The sequence below is a fragment of the Runella sp. R0.1_18 genome, from assembly GCF_057652155.1.
Window position 1 is genome coordinate 1 of record NZ_JBYFCK010000029.1, and the last position, 20492, is coordinate 20492.

Annotated in this window: 10 protein-coding genes; 1 reads left to right on the forward strand and 9 read right to left on the reverse strand. The window is 44.6% G+C overall.

Translation table 11 applies throughout. The features are described from left to right. Positions 1 to 485 precede the first annotated feature (485 nt). From AC23P2_RS28330 to AC23P2_RS28345, 4 genes are all read right to left on the reverse strand, one after another. Entirely contained in the window at positions 486 to 3170 is a 2685-nt protein-coding gene (locus tag AC23P2_RS28330; protein ID WP_487776323.1) for an ABC transporter permease, read from the reverse strand. A gap of 3 nt (positions 3171 to 3173) precedes the next feature. Continuing rightward, positions 3174 to 5792 (reverse strand): ABC transporter permease, encoded by a 2619-nt coding sequence (locus AC23P2_RS28335; protein WP_487776324.1) that lies wholly within the window; start codon positions 5790 to 5792, stop codon positions 3174 to 3176. A gap of 13 nt (positions 5793 to 5805) precedes the next feature. Continuing rightward, a complete protein-coding gene (locus AC23P2_RS28340; protein WP_028523021.1) occupies positions 5806 to 6141 on the reverse strand; it encodes a PadR family transcriptional regulator in 336 nt (111 codons plus the stop codon). 360 nt (positions 6142 to 6501) lie between these two features. Then, entirely contained in the window at positions 6502 to 8901 is a 2400-nt protein-coding gene (locus AC23P2_RS28345) for an ABC transporter permease (RefSeq protein ID WP_487776325.1), read from the reverse strand. A gap of 165 nt (positions 8902 to 9066) precedes the next feature. On the opposite strand from AC23P2_RS28345, the gene AC23P2_RS28350 reads away from it, so the two are divergent. Then, complete coding sequence (locus AC23P2_RS28350) at positions 9067 to 9537, forward strand: Uma2 family endonuclease (protein WP_487776326.1); 471 nt, start codon at positions 9067 to 9069, stop codon at positions 9535 to 9537. A 59-nt stretch (positions 9538 to 9596) separates the two neighbouring features. Here the strand turns inward: AC23P2_RS28350 and AC23P2_RS28355 are convergent, their stop codons facing one another. From AC23P2_RS28355 to AC23P2_RS28375, 5 genes are all read right to left on the reverse strand, one after another. Continuing rightward, positions 9597 to 12251 (reverse strand): ABC transporter permease, encoded by a 2655-nt coding sequence (locus AC23P2_RS28355; protein WP_487776327.1) that lies wholly within the window; start codon positions 12249 to 12251, stop codon positions 9597 to 9599. Further along, positions 12248 to 12586, reverse strand: coding sequence for a PadR family transcriptional regulator (locus AC23P2_RS28360; RefSeq protein ID WP_028664150.1), 339 nt, complete (start codon positions 12584 to 12586; stop codon positions 12248 to 12250). Before AC23P2_RS28360 ends, AC23P2_RS28355 begins: the two co-directional genes overlap by 4 nt. Positions 12587 to 12727: 141 nt before the next feature. Further along, positions 12728 to 15103: an ABC transporter permease gene (locus tag AC23P2_RS28365; protein ID WP_487776328.1), complete on the reverse strand. Its 2376-nt coding sequence runs from the start codon at positions 15101 to 15103 to the stop codon at positions 12728 to 12730. Positions 15104 to 15180: 77 nt separating this feature from the next. Further along, positions 15181 to 17817, reverse strand: coding sequence for an ABC transporter permease (locus AC23P2_RS28370; RefSeq protein ID WP_487776329.1), 2637 nt, complete (start codon positions 17815 to 17817; stop codon positions 15181 to 15183). A gap of 5 nt (positions 17818 to 17822) precedes the next feature. Then, positions 17823 to 20489 (reverse strand): ABC transporter permease, encoded by a 2667-nt coding sequence (locus AC23P2_RS28375; RefSeq protein ID WP_487776330.1) that lies wholly within the window; start codon positions 20487 to 20489, stop codon positions 17823 to 17825. Between the last annotated feature and the right edge of the window lie 3 nt (positions 20490 to 20492).

Consider the following 20492-nt stretch of genomic DNA (forward strand, 5'->3'; position numbering starts at 1 on the left):
AAGGTCTGACTTTCTTTTCTAATTTCCAAAAAAATTTTGAACTTTTTTTTCAACCTTCAAAATCTCTTCTCCTTTATTAGCTCCCCTTCATTTCTTTCGGGTTGCAAAAGTCTCACTTTTTATTTTAATATCCAAATTTATTTTTGATTTTTTTTACTTTTCAAAATTTTATTTGGACTTTAAACCCCGCCCTCGTTGTTTGGGGTTGCAAAAGTCCCACTTTTATCAGCACTTTCCAAATATTTACACAACTATTTTTCAAAATAATTCACAATTGCCTATCAACCAATTCATTGTATCTACAAAAAAAACCCCAGCTCTTCACCAAAATACCGCAAAACGTGCTCGCTCTACCTTCTTTTCTTGATTTTAGGGCTAAAAGCCATTTTTTGCCTTCTCAGAAATTTGCAAGTTATTCTTGGATAAGGTTTATAAATGGGGCAGATATTTTCATTTTAATCTGCCCCGTTTTCCTTTTATTCTGTTTATTCTGTTTTTAAGCTCTTAACTGGGTCTGCTAAGGCTGCTTTTATAGCCTGATAGCTGATTGTAAGTAGTGCAATAAATATTGCTGACCCTCCTGCTACCAAGAAAATCCACCATTCTATTGTAATATGGTACGCAAATTCTTGCAACCACAGCCCCGTAGCCCACCACGCTAGAGGAAATGCAATACCGTTTGCAATTAATACCAACTTTAAAAAGTCTTTGGAAAGTAATGCTGTGAGATTAACGACACTTGCTCCAAGCACCTTTCGGACCCCAATTTCCTTGATTCGTTGCTCGGCGGTATAGGTAGCCAAACCAAACAGCCCTAAGCAAGCGATAAAAATAGTAGCAAGGGCTGCCCAAATCAGCATGGTTTCGCGGCGGTGGTCATCGGCATAGAAGCGCGCCAATTGTTCGTCCAAAAAATGATACTCCAATAAATGCGCAGGGTCAATTTTTGTCAAGGCGTCATTGATCTTGGCCAAAGTCGTCGGAATATCATTCCCCGTAACTCTTGACGTGAAGTAGTCAATCGAATGCACGGGGTTGTTTTGATACGCCAAAACCATAGGCGCTATTTTTTCGCGCAGCGACTGAAAATGGAAGTCCTTTACTATACCTATTACGCGCGCGCGAAAGGTCTCTCTTGAATTAAGAAGACTGTAGCTTCCTCCCATCGAGCGTTCGGGGATTTCTACCAATTGCCCCACGGCTTCTTTTATGTTTAACATCTTGGCAGCAGTCTCATTTAAAATAATCGAAGTGGAATCGTTTGCCCCCATGAAATTGCGCCCGTTCACGACCTTTACTTCAAACGTAGTGGCAAAATCTTCATCCACTCCCAACAAATACGAAATTTTATGTTCGTCGTTATCTCCTTCTGGGCGAATCTTAACGGTTGGAATATTTTTCCATTCCCCTGGCACCCGCGACATCACCGAGGTATTTTTCACCGTCGCAATCTTACTGATTTCGTTCTTGATGGTTTGGGCATTTTTTCGGACATCACCCGAATTTATATCCACCACCAACAGCAATTCTTTTGTAAACCCTAAATCTTTGTTACTGACGTATTGGATTTGTCGGAACAAGACAATTGTTCCAATAATCATTACGACAGAAATTGTAAACTGAAAAACCACCAATCCTTTGCGCAGCGACAAATCACCTTTATTTTGTAGCTTGAGTGATTTCAAAAGTGCAAGCGGGCTGAAACGTGATAGCAAAAATGCTGGATAACTCCCCGAAATCAAACCCGTTAGCACCACCGCGACAATCGTGTATAGCCAAATACGGTAATCGGAATGGAAGCCGAGCGAAAGCTGTTTTTCCGTAAAAGCATTGAAAGACGGCAAAAGAAGATTGACAAGCCCAATCGACAATGCGAAGGAAAGTAACGTTACGAGCAACGACTCTAACAAAAACTGGTTAATCAAATGGCTGCGAAAAGCACCGTTGGCCTTGCGAACGCCAATTTCTTTAGAACGATTGGAAGCGCGCGCGGTCGTCAGATTCATATAATTGATACAGGCTATCAGCAGGACAAACAGCGCTACTGCTCCAAAAATCTTGATGTATAAAATACTGCCTTTTCCCGAACCTAAGCTGGTAGAACCTCTGGCAATATGGTCAGAATGCAAGCGCATCTCGGTAAGGGGCTGCAACGAATAATCGGTCATTGTCCCTACTTCAGGTTTATAATTGGCTGCCACCAAGGCATTCATTTTAGTACCCACGGCTTGCGGCTCGGTATTTTCTTTCAGCAAAGCATACACCGTATAATCGTGCGATGACCAGTCAGACGCATTCGATTGCTGAAACTCGGCATCGTCGTTGAAAGTACTTTCGGATAATAAAGACTCAAAATCGAAACTTGAATTACTCGGATGATTTTTAATGACGGCCGTGATTTTAAAGGGCTTTTCCGTAAAATCAAATCGAAGGGCTTTGCCAACAACATCAGTGCTATTAAACAGCTTTTTGGCAATATCTTCCACAATTATAATTGAATTAGGCTCTTTGAGCGCCGTTTGTTTTTCCCCCGAAATCAACTCAAAATCAAATACCTTCATAAAATTTTCATCGGCCAAGTTGATGGTCAAGTGAACCTTGTTTTTGGTTTCAGGATTCGACAGATTATCGCGCCCAAAACTGGTCATGCGCGCCGTTGTTTCGATTTCTGGAATACTTTTCTTTGATTCTTCGGCTAATTTATAACTTACGGCTGCCACCGTAAGGTCATCGGTTTTCGTTTTTTTGTGTTCGAGCACTCGGTAAATGCGCGACGCATTGCGGTGCTGTTGGTCAAAAGTTAATTCATCAAACAAATACAAGCCGATAATCAGAAAACAAGTGATTCCGAAAGTCAGGCCAGCCACATTGAGGGCCGTGTACAATTTGTGACGGGTAAGGGTACGAAATGCGATTTTTAGGTAATTGCGTAACATTGTTGGGCTGTATAAATAGGTTGTTGGATACGGATTAGGTTTCCGTTTGATGTTTGACCATCGAACATACGTCAGGGCATCGCGCCAGTAGCGTTGACGGGCGTTCGTTTCCCCCAAACGTTGGCTACGGCGTTGATAACGCTCATTCAAATCGCCCATCACTTCCTCTCGCAAATGTGGTGCGAGCAGGCGACTAAGCCATTTGTCAATCCAAGCAGGCGGTTGATATTTCATATTCTATTCCGTCTTCAATGATTTTATAGGGTTCATCAGCGCAGCCCTGATGGCTTGGTAACTGACCGTCAGCAAGGCAATTGCGATAGCCCCCAAACCTGCCGCCACAAATACCCACCAAGATAATTCGGTACGGTACTCGTAATGCTGTAGCCAATCGTTGAGCAAATAGTAGGAAATTGGCGCCGAGATGAAGCAAGCAATCAACACCAGTAAGGCAAAATCTTTGGAAAGCATTTGCCAAAGCCCAGCCACACTAGCCCCCAATACTTTTCGGATGCCGATTTCTTTGATACGTTGCTCGGCAATAAACGAGGCTAACCCAAACAACCCTAAACACGAAATTAGGATCGCTAAAAGGGCAAAGAAGGCCGCTAATTTACCAATTCGCTCTTCGTCGCTGAACTTCCGACCATAGACTTCATCCACAAAACTATACTCAAACGGCGCTTCGGGGTTGTATTTTTTAAATACGTCAGCCACTTTGTCAAGTGCCTTGCTTGTCCCCAATTGAGGGGCAAGTTTGAAGCTAATCGTGTTGACTGCGTTGTAATTAATGGTATAAAAAGCAGCGTTAACAGGCTCAAAAGGCGATTGTCGAATCATGTTTTTAATGACTCCGATTACTTTATATTCCTTACCACTTTGGACGATTTCGCCGATGGGGTTTTTGAAGCCCATTAGCTTCAATGCCGCTTCGTTGATGATCATAGCCGAAGAATCCGTGGAGAACTTTCTTGAAAAATCACGGCCCTCTATCACTTTCCAACCTACCGTTTTGCCAAAATCATGGGTAACTTGGTTCGCCATAAACAAAGGTTGGGTATTCGGCGTTTTTCCTTTCCAAGAAATATTGGTGGTTCCGCCATACTGACTTGTAATAGAACCACCCGACTCCGCAAATTCGACTACTGCACCCGTATTAAGCAAATCATTCCGCAAGGCTTCATAATGTGCGTAGAGTTCGGGCGTGTTCATGTTGATTTCTACCAAACTACTACGCTCATAACCCGAAGGGCGGTCTTTGGCGTGTTGAATCTGCCGAAAAACAGTGATGATGCCAATGATTAAAGTAACTGAAACCGTAAACTGAAAAACCACCAATACTTTGCGAGGAAGGGAAGCAAATCTCGATGCTTTGAAAGAGCCTTTCAATACCTTAATCGGCTGAAAGGAAGATAGATAAAGCGCTGGATAACTGCCCGCAATCAACCCCGTAAGTAAGCTAAAACCTAACCCAAACAGCCAAAACCAAGGGTTCGCCCATAAAATAGAAACTCGTTTATCTGCGATTTCATTGAAAAAAGGAAGAGCAAGCTGGGCAAAAAGCAATGCCAACACAAATGCAATGAGGGTAATGACAAACGACTCACTCAAAAATTGAAAAATCAATTGTCCACGTACCGAACCAACCGACTTACGAATGCCCACCTCTTTGGCTCGTTTTTCGGAACGGGCAGTGCTTAGGTTCATAAAATTGATGCAGGCCAATAGCAAAACAAACACCCCAATGGCGCCAAAAAGCCAGACAAAGTAAACAATGCCACCCGCATTTTTCCCGTCTTTAAAGTCAGTGTATAGATGCCATTGCTCCATCGGATGTAAGAAAAAGGCAGGTTTGTAGCCTGGCGGGTCTTTGCGTTTCATGCGAATATCCTTGATTTTGGCCGAAACCGCCTCCGCACTTGGTCCTTCTTTCAATTGCGCAAATACTTGAAAGGAATTCTCGTCCCATTCGTCCAACGCTCTTTTGACATAAGCATCGTTGGCCACAAACAACTCCCAAGGTGCCAGAAAGAGTACGTCGCGAAAGGCACTGTTATACGGCAAATCTTCATACACTCCTGTCACTTTCACGTCAGTTTTGTTGCCCATCCTAATGATTTTATTCAGCGGATTTTCGGTACCAAAAAATGCTTTTGCCACCGACTCAGAAAGGAAAATAGTATGGATGTCTTTCAATCCGTCGGCACTACCCGCCAACATCTTGAAAGACATCATATCGACAAAAGCTGGCTGTACATAATTACCACTTTTGGTTAATTTTTTATCACCTGCCGCCAGAATCACGTCGCGGGTATAAGTGGAAAGGCTGGTCGCCTGAAAATCAGGGTACTTGCTGCGCAATTCCTCCGCCATTGGAATGGGGACAGAGTTGTACGAAGAAATCGTCCCGTCAAAATTCACAAACTGCCATACTTGAGCGATTCGGTCGTAGTTTTTGTGGTTTTTATTGAACGACAGTTCGTCCCAAACCCACAGGCCAATCAGCATCGCCACGGCCATGCCCGTAGCGAGTCCAAAAACATTGATAAAGGAGTAACCTTTGTGTTTCAACAGGTTACGAAAAGCGATTTTGAAATAGTTGCGTAACATAGTAGGGCTGTATAAATAGGTTGTTGGATACGGATTGGGCTTCCGTTTGATGTTTGACCATCGAACGTACGTCAGGGCATCGCGCCAATAGCGTTGGCGGGCGTTTGTTTCTCCCAAACGCTGCGTACGGCGTTGATACCGTTCGTGCAAATCACCCATGATTTCTTCCCGAAGGTGCGGAGCCACCAAGCGATGCAGGAACTCATCGAGCCTCGGAAAAGGGCTTTTATTTTTTAGTGTTTTCATTGTGGCCAAAGAATTAGCTCCATTTTAAAGTCACTTGCGGCACAATGCGCTCCCAAAGCCGGTTTCGGACTTGGCGTACGTCGTTTAGGACTCTTCCACCCAGGGCTGTCACGGTAAATAAGCGTTTACGCCGCCCGCCGCGTTCAGCAGTAGCTTCGCCCAAAAGCGAAGTCACGTAGCCTTTTTGTTCGAGCCGCTGCAAAGCGGCATGAACCGCTCCAGTGCTGACGGTTTGTCCCGTTTCTTGTTCCAATTCTTCGGCAATAGACACCGAGTAGGCATGGGGGGCAAGAACCGCTACGGTCAAGAGTACCACCTCTTCAAATTCTCCTAAATCACTTCTTCGCATGAGTAATTTTTATTTCATCTATTTCCGTATGTAAAATACCTTGCCAATCATAGAAAAAGCTATCTCAAAAGTAACAGGTTATAAAATATTCTTTGGTTTCAACCTCATCCCAGCCCTTCTCCTTCCATGAGAAGGGCTTTAAAAGTCCCCATCTCCAGCAAGGAGAGGGGGATTTAAGGGGTGAGGTTGAATAAGTACCGAATATAATTTGGTGATACTAAGCTTTTGAGACAGCCTTTTTATTCGTCGCAAACTGTCCAAAAGCGGACAAATTTTAGTACGCCTTCGGACAGTCAGTTTAGTGTTTTGGATTTAGCGTTTTTCGGTTTGCCCCTTGCATATTTACCCCCCTACCTTTTTCTACTCTACTTTCAGTGCTTCTACTGGGTCGGACAAGGCGGCTTTAGTACTACGAAAACTGAGGGTAAAGAACGCAATTACCACCGTTAAGAGTGCTGCCAAGGTCGGGATGAGCCAGTCCATTTCGATGCGATAGGCAAAATCGGCCAACCACTGATTCATGAGGTACCAAGCCGCAGGCGTAGCCAGTACAATAGCTACCAAAATAGGTTTTAAGAAGTCGATAGAAAGGAGCCTTACAATGCTTGCGACCGAGGCACCGAGTACTTTCCGAACGCCAATTTCTTTGGTGCGCCGAGCCACGACCAACAAAACGAGCCCGTACAATCCCAAACATCCAATGAGAATGGCAACTACCGAAAAAACACTCGCCAACCGAACCGTCAATTGTTCGGTTTCGTAAAATTTTGCCAACTGTTCATCAAGGTATTCGTAGCTAAACACCTCATTCGGATAGATTTTTTGCCACGTTTGCCGAACGTGATCAAGGGTTTTGGAGGGAGAAACTGCCGCAACCCGTACGCCTACTTTTCGATAACGAGCAGTTTGGGTGGAAATCACGCAAGGCTCAATTTGCTCACGTAATGAGCGTAAATGAAAATCTTTGACCACTCCCACCACGGGCGCAGCTACGGGCGACAGGTAGGTTTCTATGTTATGACCTAAAATGTCGTTAGGGTGTTTGATGTTTAGTTTTTTGAGCAACGCTTCGTTGACTACGTACTCCCGAATGGTATCCGACGCCAAGACGTTCCTTCCTGCTACCAATTCCAGCCCATAGGTTTTGAGATAATCGGCGTCTCCCAGTCGTTCTCGTATTGGGAAAACTTCCCATTGAGCACGATTGTCAAATTTGAACGAGCCACCGTTCATTACCGAAGCTGAAGGTGGTCGATACGCCGCACTTACCGACTGTATTTCGGGGTATTGAAGCAATCCGTTTTTAAACGCTGTGAGGGCCGTTGGGGAAGGATCGGGCAGGTTGATAACCAATACGTTATCTTTTTTAAAACCCAAATTCGACTGCTCCACGTACTTCATTTGCCTCGTTACGACCATTGTACCAATAAGTAAGGCTTGACAAATGGCAAATTGCACCACAATCATCGACTGCCGTAGGGAAAAACCTCCCCTTTTCGGCAGCCCCCCTTTCCCTTTTAATGCGTGCCAAGGGCTAAAGCCCGACATCATAAACGCGGGATACCCACCCGCCAGTCCGATGATGACTACCAAAAGTACCGTCAAAAATAGCGTCGCTTGGGCATTGAAGGTAAATGACAAATTCAATCCTAACCATTGATTAACAAAAGGTAAAATAAGCACTACTAAAAGCACAGCCCCGACCGCCGCCGTTGTCACAATCAGCGCAGTTTCCAGCAAAAATTGGCGCATTACTTGCCATTTGCTACTTCCTAACGTTTTGCGGATACCAATTTCTTTGGCCCGACTCAACGACTGCGCCGTGACTAAGTTGATAAAATTGAGGCAGGCAATTAGAATCAAAAACGCGCCAATCCACCCTAGCGACCACAACAACGAGCGCTGAATCAATGCCCCACCCGTTCGTTTTACATCGAAATGCACCTCCGACAATGGTTGAATATGAAACTGAAAAACCGAGGCATCATTACCATAGTGTTTTTGAGCAAGCGCAGGGAAGGCCGCTGCCACCTGAGCCGCCGAACTTGGGTTTTTGAGCGTAAGATAAACGCGGTCGGTGGAGTTGAGTGCCCACCAATCGTTCAGGTTTTGGTCGGGGAGTAGATGCGAGAACGTGCCCATCGAAATAAACAACTGCACATCGTTATTGGTAGTGCGCGGTGGGTCAGCCAAAACACCAGTTACTTTTACTTTTGTCAAGTGATTCAAGTCCAGCACTTTACCGATTGGCTCTTCGTTACCGAAGTATTTTTTTGCCCAAGATTCGGTAAGTACCACCGTATTTGGTTCGCGAAGAGACGTCTTAAGGTTTCCTTTAAGCCATTGATAATCAAAAACATCAAACCATTCTGATTCGATGAGCGCACCCGTATTTTGTTCTAAAAAACGTTGAGAACTCCCGTTTTTAGAGCTGGGAAGACTTACGGTCAGCTCACGTAGCGTCTTCAACGAAGCAGCTTGCTCTACCTGAGAAAAACCTTCTCGTAGCGCCTTCGCCATAGGAAGTGGTGCCTCGGGGTAAGTTTCTACGGAGCCGTCCTCTAAGTGCAAATCTACCACAATCCGAAAAATACGGTCGAATTTTTGGTGATGACGATCGGTACTGAGGTGGTACGAAATAAAGAGAAAAATCAGGATTCCTCCCGACATTCCGACGGTGATTCCCAAGACGTTAAGCGTAGTGTACGTCTGATAATGACGGAGGTTGCGGAGCGCAATGGTGAGGTGATTTTTGAGCATAAAATGGCAGTAGCGTTATTTTATGTCGAAGATACTCACAACCTTGCACTGACGACCGTTAAAAAATGTTAAGTGTTTGTGTAAGCCCTTCCAAAACTGGAAAACTTGGAAGGAGTCGAAATAAATTTCGTTAATTCTGTATATTTGGTAAAAAATCAAATTGTTATGGAAGCGGAATCTATTGATTTTATTGAGCAATATCAAACAGAAGACATTATGTCCTTAAATCATTCGCGAATTATCAATCGTTTGTGCGTTGCGCTCGATAAATACGATGATGAATTTGATACTTTTCCTGAGCTTGAGCTCGAACTATCAACAGGAAAATGTAAACCCGACATTTGTATCTACCATAATTTACCTATTGATTGGTATAACGATACCGTTTTTTTTACCCAACCTCCTATCGTTGCCATTGAGATTCTTTCACCCAAGCAAGCTCTCAATGAGCTAACAGACAAAGCCTTTAAACAATATTTCCCCGCGGGTGTTCAAATCGTATGGATTATTGTGCCTTTATTTAGGACTGCGCACCTTCTTCTTCCCGATGGCGAGTTACATATTTTGTCCTCTAATGATACCCTCAAAGACCCAATAACGGGGGTTGAGGTTAACTTAAAATCCGTTTTTCGATAATCGTGAGAGCTTCCACGGTCAGCCTTGGAAGCTCTCACGATTACAAATTTCACATCCCCCTACTCTGCTTTCAACGATTTCACAGGATTGCCTAAAGCAGCTTTGATGGATTGAAAACTAACGGTGAAAAAAGCGATTAGAATCGACAATGCCGCCGCAATTACAAACGTCCAAACGCTAATGTCGATGCGGTAAGGATAATTTTCGAGCCACTGTTTGATGGCATAATAGGCTACAGGAAAGGCAAAAACGAACGATAAACTAACCAGTTTTAGAAAATCAGCCGAAAGTAGCGTCGTGATACTTGCTACCGACGCGCCCAATACTTTGCGGATACCGATTTCTTTGGTACGGCGTTCGGCCGAAAGGGTCGCCAGTCCAAACAAGCCAATGCACGAAATAAATATCGTCAAAATCGCCCCAAAGAGCATGATTTGCTTCCATTTGGCTTCTGATTCGTAGCGTTTTTCGTTTTCTTCGTCCATAAATTTGTACTCGTACGGATTTGTCGGAAAGAGTTTTTTGTACGTTTTGGCAAGATGGCTCAGGCTTGCCGTTTCGCTTCCTTCTTTGATTTTGATAAACACTTTTCCGTACTGATTCCCTGGCTTCATCGTAAACAGCTGCGGCTTTATTTCGGAGCTAAGTGATTCAAAATGAAAATCTTTAATTACCCCAATCACCTTGTATTTTTCGCCTTCATTGTACCAAAAGTCCACGATTTGGCCCAACGGGTTTGTCCAACCTGCTTTCTTTACAAAGGTCTCATTAACCAATATCGACGACGTAGAATCAGAGTTAAACTCCACCGAAAAGTTTCGCCCTTTAATAATCGGGATTTGTAACAACGGAAAGTACGTAGCATCGACCGTTTCGTAGGCAAAATTTATCTCCGTTTGGTCGTTTACTTTGGCAATGGTGTACCAGTTTCCGCCATTTTTGGGAGCGACATCTAGTATATTCTGATTTTTCAATAGCTCATCTTTCAACACCTTTGCTTCATTGCGACTCAAGCTTGATTTACTCACCATGACAACACCCTTGTCGTTATACCCTAAGTCTTTGCTGGTCAAATAGTTGAACTGAGAATAAATCGTAAGCGTAGCAATGATTAAAAACGAAGCCAACGCAAACTGCAAGACCACCAAGCCTTTTTGAAGGTAATTTTTACCCGAAAGATTGAATCGGCTGTAAAGGGTTTGAACGGGATTATAATTAGACAAGACCAACGCAGGATAAAAGCCCGCCAATAGCCCAGTAGCAGCAAACAAAGCTAAATACCCTGCAATCAATTTAGCATCAAACAAATACGAAAATGCCAATGCTTTATTAGCAAGCTCATTGAAAGTCGGTAGCACCATTTGTACCAACAACAAGGCAAATCCAAACGCCAAAAAGCACAGAATAAACGACTCACCCAAAAACTGCATCATCAATTGTCCACGCCCCCCACCGACAACTTTACGAACGCCAATTTCTTTGGCTCGTTTGAGGGAGCGTGCCACGGTTAAGTTCACGAAGTTGATGCACGCAATGAGCAAAATAAACAGCGCAATCCCCGAGAGGATGTACGAAAACATCGGATTACTGCCGTCCACCAAGCCATTTTGAGCAGGCTGGTCTTTGTTTAGGTGCATGTCGGTAAATGCTTGCAACATGTATTCCATTTTGCTCTGAGGCCCAAACCGCTTTACTTCTTCTTCCATCGCTTGTTTGGCATCTTTTTGAAAAACGCGATTCATCGTGGCCGCTACTTTTTTCAGGTCAGCATTAGGTTGAAGCACCACAAAGGTATTTTGGAAGAAATTAAACCAATTGCTTTCATTGGCCATCTCTTCTTTGCTTACCACATAGGGAAAAAGGAAGTCAAACTTAATCGAAGAGTTTTGCGGGCATTTTTTGGCAATTCCTGTTACGGTATAAGGTTCAAATTCTTTTGAATCCCCATAAGAACTTCGTACAAAGAGGATTTTTCCCAAGGCATTGGTCGTTCCAAACTGTTTTTCGGCCATTTCTTCCGAAAGCACCACTGACTTCGGTTCCCTCAAGGCCGTGGCGGGATTACCACTTACAAGCGGAAAGGAAAAAACGGAAAAGAAGCTACTATCAGCCCAAAAAGATTCAAAACTTTTGATCTCTGTTCCTGTTTTGATGTCGTTTCGGTCGCTTTTATAACGCACAAATGATTTAATTTCGGGAACACCCGCTGCAAACTTTGGCCCTTGTAAGTACCCCGTATGGGTATTGTACGATTGAAAAACCCCCGCAGGCGTAAACTGTTTGCTCGTAATGCGATAGATGTGGGGGTTGTTGGAATGAAACTGATCAAAACTGACCTCGTCTTTGGTATAGAGCATAATCAGCATGGCTGCTGCCAAGCCAATACTCAACCCAATGACATTGATCACTGAATACACCTTGTTGTGTGCCAAGGTACGAAAGGCGATTTTGAAATAATTGCGTAACATAGATGGCTGAATTAAAAAAGGGTTGTTATGGGATTGTTTTCGTTGACGACGACGTACAAAAGGTGGTAATACCGATACAACATTGAGCAGATACCGCCACGTTGCTTGGCGTTTTCCTGCTCGCTTATACCAGTAAGCGTATAATTCATCCAAATCACCTTCCACTTCTTCGAGGGTATCTTCGGGATGAAACCACCTCAACACGCGACTAGCCCACTGTGGCGGGTGAAGTTCGTTGGTTTTCATAGGCTGTTCAATTGCAATTTAGTCGGTGGGAGGAGTTGCCAAAGTTGTTGGCGCAGTTGTTGGATTTCTTGCAAAGCACGATTCCCCAAAGCAGTTACGTGAAAAAGGCGCTTACGCCGCCCGCCACGTTCGTTGGTAGCACCGCCGAGTTCAGAGCTAACAAAACCTTTTTCTTCCAATCGAATGAGTGTATTATGAACCGTCCCAAACGTCACCACCCGCCCTGTGTGCTCTTCCAACGCCTGACTGACCGTGACGCCATACGCTTCTCCATCGAGAATGGCTACCATCAGCAAAACGACTTCCTCAAATTCGCCTAAATAGGTTCGACGCATGGGTATTATGATTAGTTTATATTTTATCGTACAAATAGTTTGCCAAGACACAAAAAATGCCTTCAGACGCATCTAAAGGCATTTTTTGTGAATTAATCTGTCCGTTTACGGACAAATAGTGTCCTACGGTGGACAATGAACTTATTCCGATTTCAACGATTTTACAGGGTTGGCCAATGCCGCACGAATGGCCTGAAAAATAACCGAGAAAAGGGCAATGGCCAAGGCAAAAAACGAAGCCAGCCCCAAATACCACCACTGCACATCGACTCGGTAGGCAAAGGAATCAAGCAATTTCTTCCCCAACCAATACGAGATAGGCAACGCAATCAACAAGGCAATAACGACCAATTTCATAAAATCAGCCGAAAGCAAGGCTGTGATGTTAGCAACACTCGCTCCTAATGTTTTTCGGATACCGATTTCCTTGGTACGTTGTTTGGCCACCAACGAAATCAACCCAAAAATCCCTGCACAGGCCGTCAAAATGGCAATCAACGTAACAAAACCCGTCATCTGCAAAATGTTACTAATTGATTCATAGACTTTATTTACTTCCTCATCGAGGTAAAAATGGTCTAAACCGCGTCGGGCAGGAATCTTTTTAAAACGTGCTTCGAGTTGGCTCACGAGTTCTTTGCCTTTTGCTTCGTCGGTCAAGCGCACCGTCAGGTAGCTTGAAAGTTGTTGTTTTCCACCGTACCAATGCAGCAACGGCTCCACTTCGTCTTTGAGGCTTTGATAGTGAAAATCTTTCGTCACCCCAATCACCGTATAAACCGCTTCGTTGTTGTTTTGACGAATACGTTTACCCACGGCCGTGCGCCACCCAAATGCTTTCATGGCAGCTTCATTGATGACCACTGCGTTATTGGCCGAGTCGGCCGAGTTGTCGCGAAAGCCGCGCCCTTCAATCATCGGGATTTTGAGGGTTTCAAAATACTTTTCTCCCCCACTTACGTGCCGAAGGCCAATTTTCTTGGCGTCATTTCCTTCGGGATAATAGCTATTGAAGTTTTGCCAATAGCGCATCGGTACCACCTCCGAAGTTGTAAATGAAAGCACATTGGGATTTTGGCGTAATTGGTCCAAAATCACGCGCCCTTCTGACACCGCCGTGGTTTCATTCTTATACGACAAATCGGTTTGGAACACCAATACATTTTTTCGGTCAAAACCAAGGTCGGCACTTTTCATAAAACTCACCTGCTGACGAAGCCCAATTGTTCCGACAATAAGCACCACCGCCAACACAAATTGAAGGACAATGAGGCTGTTTTGGCGCAAACGTCCTTGGCGAGGGTCGGCCGATAGCTTTCCTTTGACGGCATCAGTGGTGTTGAGGCTCATCAAATAACGCGCGGGGTACGTACCAGCAATGAACGTCACCAACAACGTAATTCCTACAATGGTTAAAACCGTCGGATAGTCCGTCCAAGAGACGTGTAATTGCATGTTTTGTTTACGCAACTCATTGAACGACGGAATCAAATAGTACACCGCAAACGCACTCGCCAATAGCAACGAAAGCAGCATTACAATGCCCGATTCAGTCCAAAACTGCCGCAACACAATGCCCCTACTCGCTCCTACCACTTGTCGCACGGCCACTTCTTTGACCCGAGGCAACGCCGACGCCATGTTGAGGTTAATGAGGTTAATACTGATAATGAGCAATAGAAAAACGGCGATACCCACCGCGCCATAAATCAAGTTTTTAAACGTTGGATTTTGGTCATGAATGTAGTGGGTAAAAGCACTTAGGTGTAAGGTTTGTTTTTGGGAATCGGGCGAAAAATGGGTTTTGACCAAGGTCGGTAGCTTCGCTTCTAAAGCCGCTTTGTTTGCCCCTTTTTTGAGTACCACAAACACATTGGCAAACGTATTGTACCAATCGGCACTTTCCTTAAACGAAGGTTGCTGCTCCAAAATCGCTATCGGTAGCAACGCTTCAAATTGCTGTGACGAATTAGCAGGTAGTTCGGCCAATACGCCTGACACTTTCATGGGGAGTGTATCATCAAGCACAATCGTTTTCCCGACGGGATTTCCCTCCCCAAAAAGATGTAAAGCCGTTTTTTCACCAATCACCAGCGAATTCCTGTCGCGCAGGGCAGTAGCAGGATTTCCGTATTTGAGCGAGAAGCTAAAAACATCAAAGAAAGTCGAATCAACAAACAGCGAGCGCGGCTGCACGTCTTTGGTGGCGTGGTGCATCCACGGCCAATACCACGACTGAACGTGGGTTCCTGTTTCGATTTCGGGATAATCTTTTAGTAATTGTCCCAAAATAGGATAGACCGTGTTGGTACGGGTTTTACCTTCCGATTCCGTTTGAACATAAAAAAGGCGGTCAGATTTTTCGTGAAAAGCATCAAAAGTGAGGCTTTTTTGGGCAAACAATACCAGCACCACTACGCAAGCCATGCCGATAGACATTCCGAGTAAGTTAATACCCGTAAAAAGGCGGTTTTTCCAAAGATTCCGCAAGGCAATTTTTAGATGATTTCGTATCATATTGTTGTGATAATGATGTGGAGACGTTGCAATGCAACGTCTCCACCGCAATGCAACGTCTCTACGCGACAATAAATTTATTCCGATTTCAACGATTTTATAGGATTCGCCATCGCGGCACTAATTGACTGATAACTAACCGTCAACAGAGTAATAGCCAACGCTCCTAGCGTAGCCATCACAAAAATCCACCACGAAATTTCGGTATGGTATTTATAATCTTGCAGCCAGTCACTCAAGAAATAATAGGCAATCGGAATGGCAATCAGGCACGAAATAATCACCAATACAACAAAGTCTTTGGAAAGCATTCCCCACAGGTTAAGTACCGAAGCGCCAAGCACTTTGCGAACGCCAATTTCTTTGGTGCGCTGCTCCGCCACAAACGACGCCAATCCAAACAACCCTAAACACGAGATAAAAACGGCCAACAAAGCAAAAATGGCGGCAAGTTTACCAATACGTTCTTCCGATTGGAATTTTTTACCAAACTCTTGGTCGGCAAATTTATAATCGAACGGAGCGGCGGGAAGGTATTTTTTGAACGTGGCTTCAATCATCGCCACCGACTCGGAGGCGCTACGCGCTGGATTGAGTTTCATCGTCATCCAATTCACGTTTTCATAGTTCATAAAATAAATGGTTTGCTTCACTGGTTCATACGGCGACTCCATGAGCATGTCTTTGATAATTCCCACGATGGTAAAATGCCCAGCGTCTTTTCCTTGTCCCCATTGAACAACCGTTCCCAATGGGTTTTTCAACCCCATAAATTTCACAGCGGCTTCGTTGATGACAATCGCTGCCGTATCGGTGGAGAAACTCCGAGAGAAATCACGGCCTTCTTTGAATTTCCAGCCTACTGTTTTACCAAAATCGTGCGTGACCCAAATCGTCGCAAACTCTGCTTGGAGGCTCGGATCTTTGCCTTTCCACTCAAACCCGCCGTTGTTTGACCAAACCCCCGTCAGTGGACTTGATGATTCGGCCATTTCTACAATCGCTTCTTTGTTTTTCAGCTCCGTACGAAGCAAATCAAACTTTCCATAAAAATCGGGAGACATCATTTGCATCATAATCAGGCCGTTGTTGTCGTAACCCATGGGGCGGTTTTTGGTATGTTGAATCTGACGATAGACAATCAACGTTCCGATAATCAGCGTGATAGACACCGTAAATTGCACTACCACCAACACCTGACGCGGCACCGAGGCAAAGCGGCCAGCCCTAAAAGTACCTTTGAGTACTTTCACGGGTTGAAACGACGACAAATACAGCGCGGGATAACTTCCTGCCAACACCCCCGTGAGAACAATAAAACCTACGCTTACCAGCCAAAATATAGGTTCAGCCCACGGGAAGACCATTTTTTTATCAGTAATTTCGTTGAACAACGGCAAAACAGCCAACGTCAGCAGCACCGCTCCTAGAAAGGCAAAAATTACCACCAAAAACGATTCGCTGAAAAATTGATTGATTAGCTGCGCGCGAATCGACCCTACTGCTTTACGAATCCCTACTTCTTTGGCCCGTTTTTCGGAGCGGGCGGTGCTTAGGTTCATAAAATTGATACAGGCCAGCAGCAACACAAACAGCCCAACAATGGCAAACAACCACACATACTGAATAAAACCACCCGTTTGTACCCCTTCTTCCCAATTAGAGCGTAAATGCCAATCGCTCATCGGGTGCAGAAAAATCTCCGCCTTAAATTTCTTTTCCTCCTTGTCAACTTTGTCCAACTTCGCATTTTTGATTTTGGCACTTAGCTTGTCCATATCAGCGTAGTCGGTAATTTGGGCAAACAACTGAAACGAATTATTGCCCCACTGCCCTTCGTCGAGCGCACGTTGTACCCATTTTTGCGAAGAAACGTAGAGTTTCCACGGGGCAATAAACGTGAGGTCGCGGAATTGGCTATTATGCGGCAAATCTTCATACACTCCCGTGACTTTGACGTCCAACTTGTTATCAATCCGCATCAGTTTGCCCATCGGCTCAGCGGTTCCAAAAAGAGACTTGGCCGTTGAAGCCGACAAAAGCACCGAATTCAATTCTTTCAATCCTTCATGATTTCCTTTAAGCATTTTCAACGAAAGCATTCTGGGCATATCCACATCCATGTAGTTGCCCGAGCGCGTAATCTTGGTTTCGCCATACGTCAGAATACGGTCTCCTTGCCAAGTAGCCATGGCCAAATGCTTAAAATCAGTACCGTACTTTGCACGCAACTCTGGCTCCAATGGCATTGGGATAGCACTTCCAGTTATTTTGCTGCCGTTGAAGGTCTGTTTCTGCATCACCTGCGCAAGGCGGTTGTAGTGTTGGTGGTACTTATCGTACGACAATTCATCGTAAATCCACAGGCCAATCATCATGGCCACGGCCATACCGACAGCCAATCCGCCAATATTGATGGCCGAATACCCCGCGTTTTTGGTGAGGTTTCGAAAGGCGACTTTTAAATAATTACGTAACATAGAAGGGCTGTATGAAAAAGTGAATGGATAGGGTGATGGTTTACGTTTCAAAGCAAACGGACGGATAAAACTCAGGACGTTCAGCACATACTGACGGCGCGCTATTTTTACCCCGAATAGCCCAACCTGGCGCTGAAAACGCTCATGCAGATCTCCCTGTACCTCTTCCAGCAGGTGAGGCGCGCAGAAAAATTCGAGCAGGCGTTCAGCCCAGCGAGGCGGATGGTTGTGCATATAATTTATTCCGATTTCAACGTAGTCACAGGATTTACCAACGCTGCTTTTAAGGTCTGATAGCTAACCGTAAACAAGGAAATAGTCACAATCGCAATGCCCGCAACGGCAAAACTCTCCCAACCCACTTCGGTGCGATACACGAAACCTTCGAGCCATTTATTCATGGCATAATACGACAGCGGAGAGGCGATGATGAGCGCAATCAAAACGGGTTTTAGAAACTCTTTGGAAAGCAACGTCGTGATACTGACCACACTGGCACCCAGCACTTTCCGAACGCCGATTTCTTTGGTACGCTGCTCGGCGGTAAACATGGCCAGCCCAAACAACCCCAAACAACTGAGAAGAATGGCAATCAGCGTAAACGAATTGATAATTTTACGGAGCGTTTTTTCCTCTGAATACTGCTTCTGAATGTCTTCGTCCAGAAACGAATATTGTAACGGTACGGTCGGGATGAGTTTTTTCCAGATTTTTTCTACGTTGGCAAACAGGCTTTCATAGTTCTCGGCTTGCACATCAAGCACCATGTACTCAGGTTGCGCACTATAATGCGTCATCACGGGTGTCATTTCGTCTTTGAGCGAATTGTTGATGTACGCTTTATGTACCCCAATGACGTTGTAAGCTTCGATATTCTCTCTCGTCCCCGTAAATACCTGCGTACCCACGGCCGTCTCCACCGTCAAGTTCAAGTCTTTTACACTTTTCTCGCTCAAAATCACTTGGTTATTGGTATCAGCTGGCGTGAAGTTTCTCCCTGCAATGAGCTTGATACCAAGGGTTTTGAAAAAGCCTTCGTCAACGACGTTGTTTTTGATTAAAACGCCTTTGTCCATTGTGCCCCCCGATTTGAAAACCAACATATCCTGCAAAAACTGCTGCGAAGGATAATACCGTACTCCTCCAATATTTTTAATCTGATGTTGGGTCAATAATTCATTTTTCAGCGCCGTAAAGTGCTTTTGAGCATTTTCGTTGGACAAAGACAGCACCACTTTCTGTTTTTTGTCAAAACCCAAATCTTTGTTTTGCATAAAATCCAACTGCTTCGAAATCACCAACACGCCGATAATGAGCACAATGGCAATCGAAAACTGAAACACCACCAAGCCTTTGCGAAGAACGACCGAAGCGGGATTGAACTTAAACGTTCCTTTCAACACACTTACGGGTTTAAAACTTGATAAATAAATGGCAGGGTAAATGCCCGCTAACAAACCCGTCGCCAACGCTACCAGCACCGTTATGAATAAAATATCAAGGTTTTGGGTAATATTAAGTGCTAACGTACTGTCGGTAAGCGAGTTTAGAAACGGCAAAAGAAGCTTAACAATTGGCAAAGCCAAGAAAATAGAGATAAAAGCAATCAGCATCGACTCGCCCAAAAACTGGCCAATCAACACCGACCTAAAGGCACCGACGGCTTTTCTAACACCTACTTCTTTGGCGCGGCGCACCGAACGTGCCGTGGTAAGATTAACAAAATTGATGCAGGCAATCAGTTGAATAAAAGCAGCGATGGTCAATAAAATATACAAAAAGGAAATGTCTGAGACCTTACCCGCTTGATTGGTGATTCCTTTGGAATAGAGGTGAATATCCGTCATTTTTTGCAGAACAACGGTCTTTTTCATCCCCAATTCTGCAAGTCTTTTTCCACCATATCGCTGCAAAAGCGCAGGCATTTTGGCGTTAACGCTTTCGGCGCTGACGTTGGGTTTGAGCTTTACGTACGAATAAATAAAGTTATTACCGCCCCATTCGGTGTTATTTCGGGCAAACTCCCCAAGCCCACCGCTGTTTAGACTTACCAAAAAGCTGGGACGAAGGTGCGATTTGCCAAAACTATCGTCATACACACCTGTCACGGTGAGGGTAGTAGTATTGAGATTGTTACCCACTTTGATGCGTTTGTTGATGGCTTTTTCTTGGCCAAAAAGCTTTTCAGCAATCGTCTTTGAAAGCACCACGGTATAAGGTGCATCCAATGAGTGTTCTGGTGCACCTTCTACAAATTGGTATGTGAAGACATTGAAAAACGTAGAGTCCACCAAAAAGCCTTTGTCGTCAATAAACGTTTCGGTTTTCCCTTCTACCCCCAAAAGGTTATTTTTTGCGGTAAAAAAATTGAGCACCCGCGTATATTCCACCACTTCGGGAAAATCCTTTTTCATGGTAGGCGAGATGATGGGCGAACTCGTTCCGCTGTTGAACATCGGATCATCGCCACCGTTGTGTAAAATGTTTGTTTGAAGTCGGTAAATGTTCTCGGCGTCTTTGTGGTGATTATCGTAGCCAAACTGGTCTTTGACGTACAGCAAAATATACAAACAGCACACCGTCCCGACGGTCAGACCGAGAATATTGAGCGAACTGAACATCTTGTGGCGAACAAGATTCCGAAAAGCGATTTTTAAATAATTGAGTATCATAATTGGGCTGTATATAAAAGGGATTGAATACGAAGTTGATTTACGTTTTAAGGCAAATGGTCGGATAAAACTCAACACATTCCATACATACTGACGGCGAGCGATTTTCGCCCCAAACAAGGCTAATTGTCGCTGATAACGCTCATGTAAGTCACCCTGCACTTCTTCCAAAAGGTGAGGCGCGCAAAAGAATTCGAGCAGGCGGTCGGCCCAACGGGGTGGATGGTTTTGCATAAA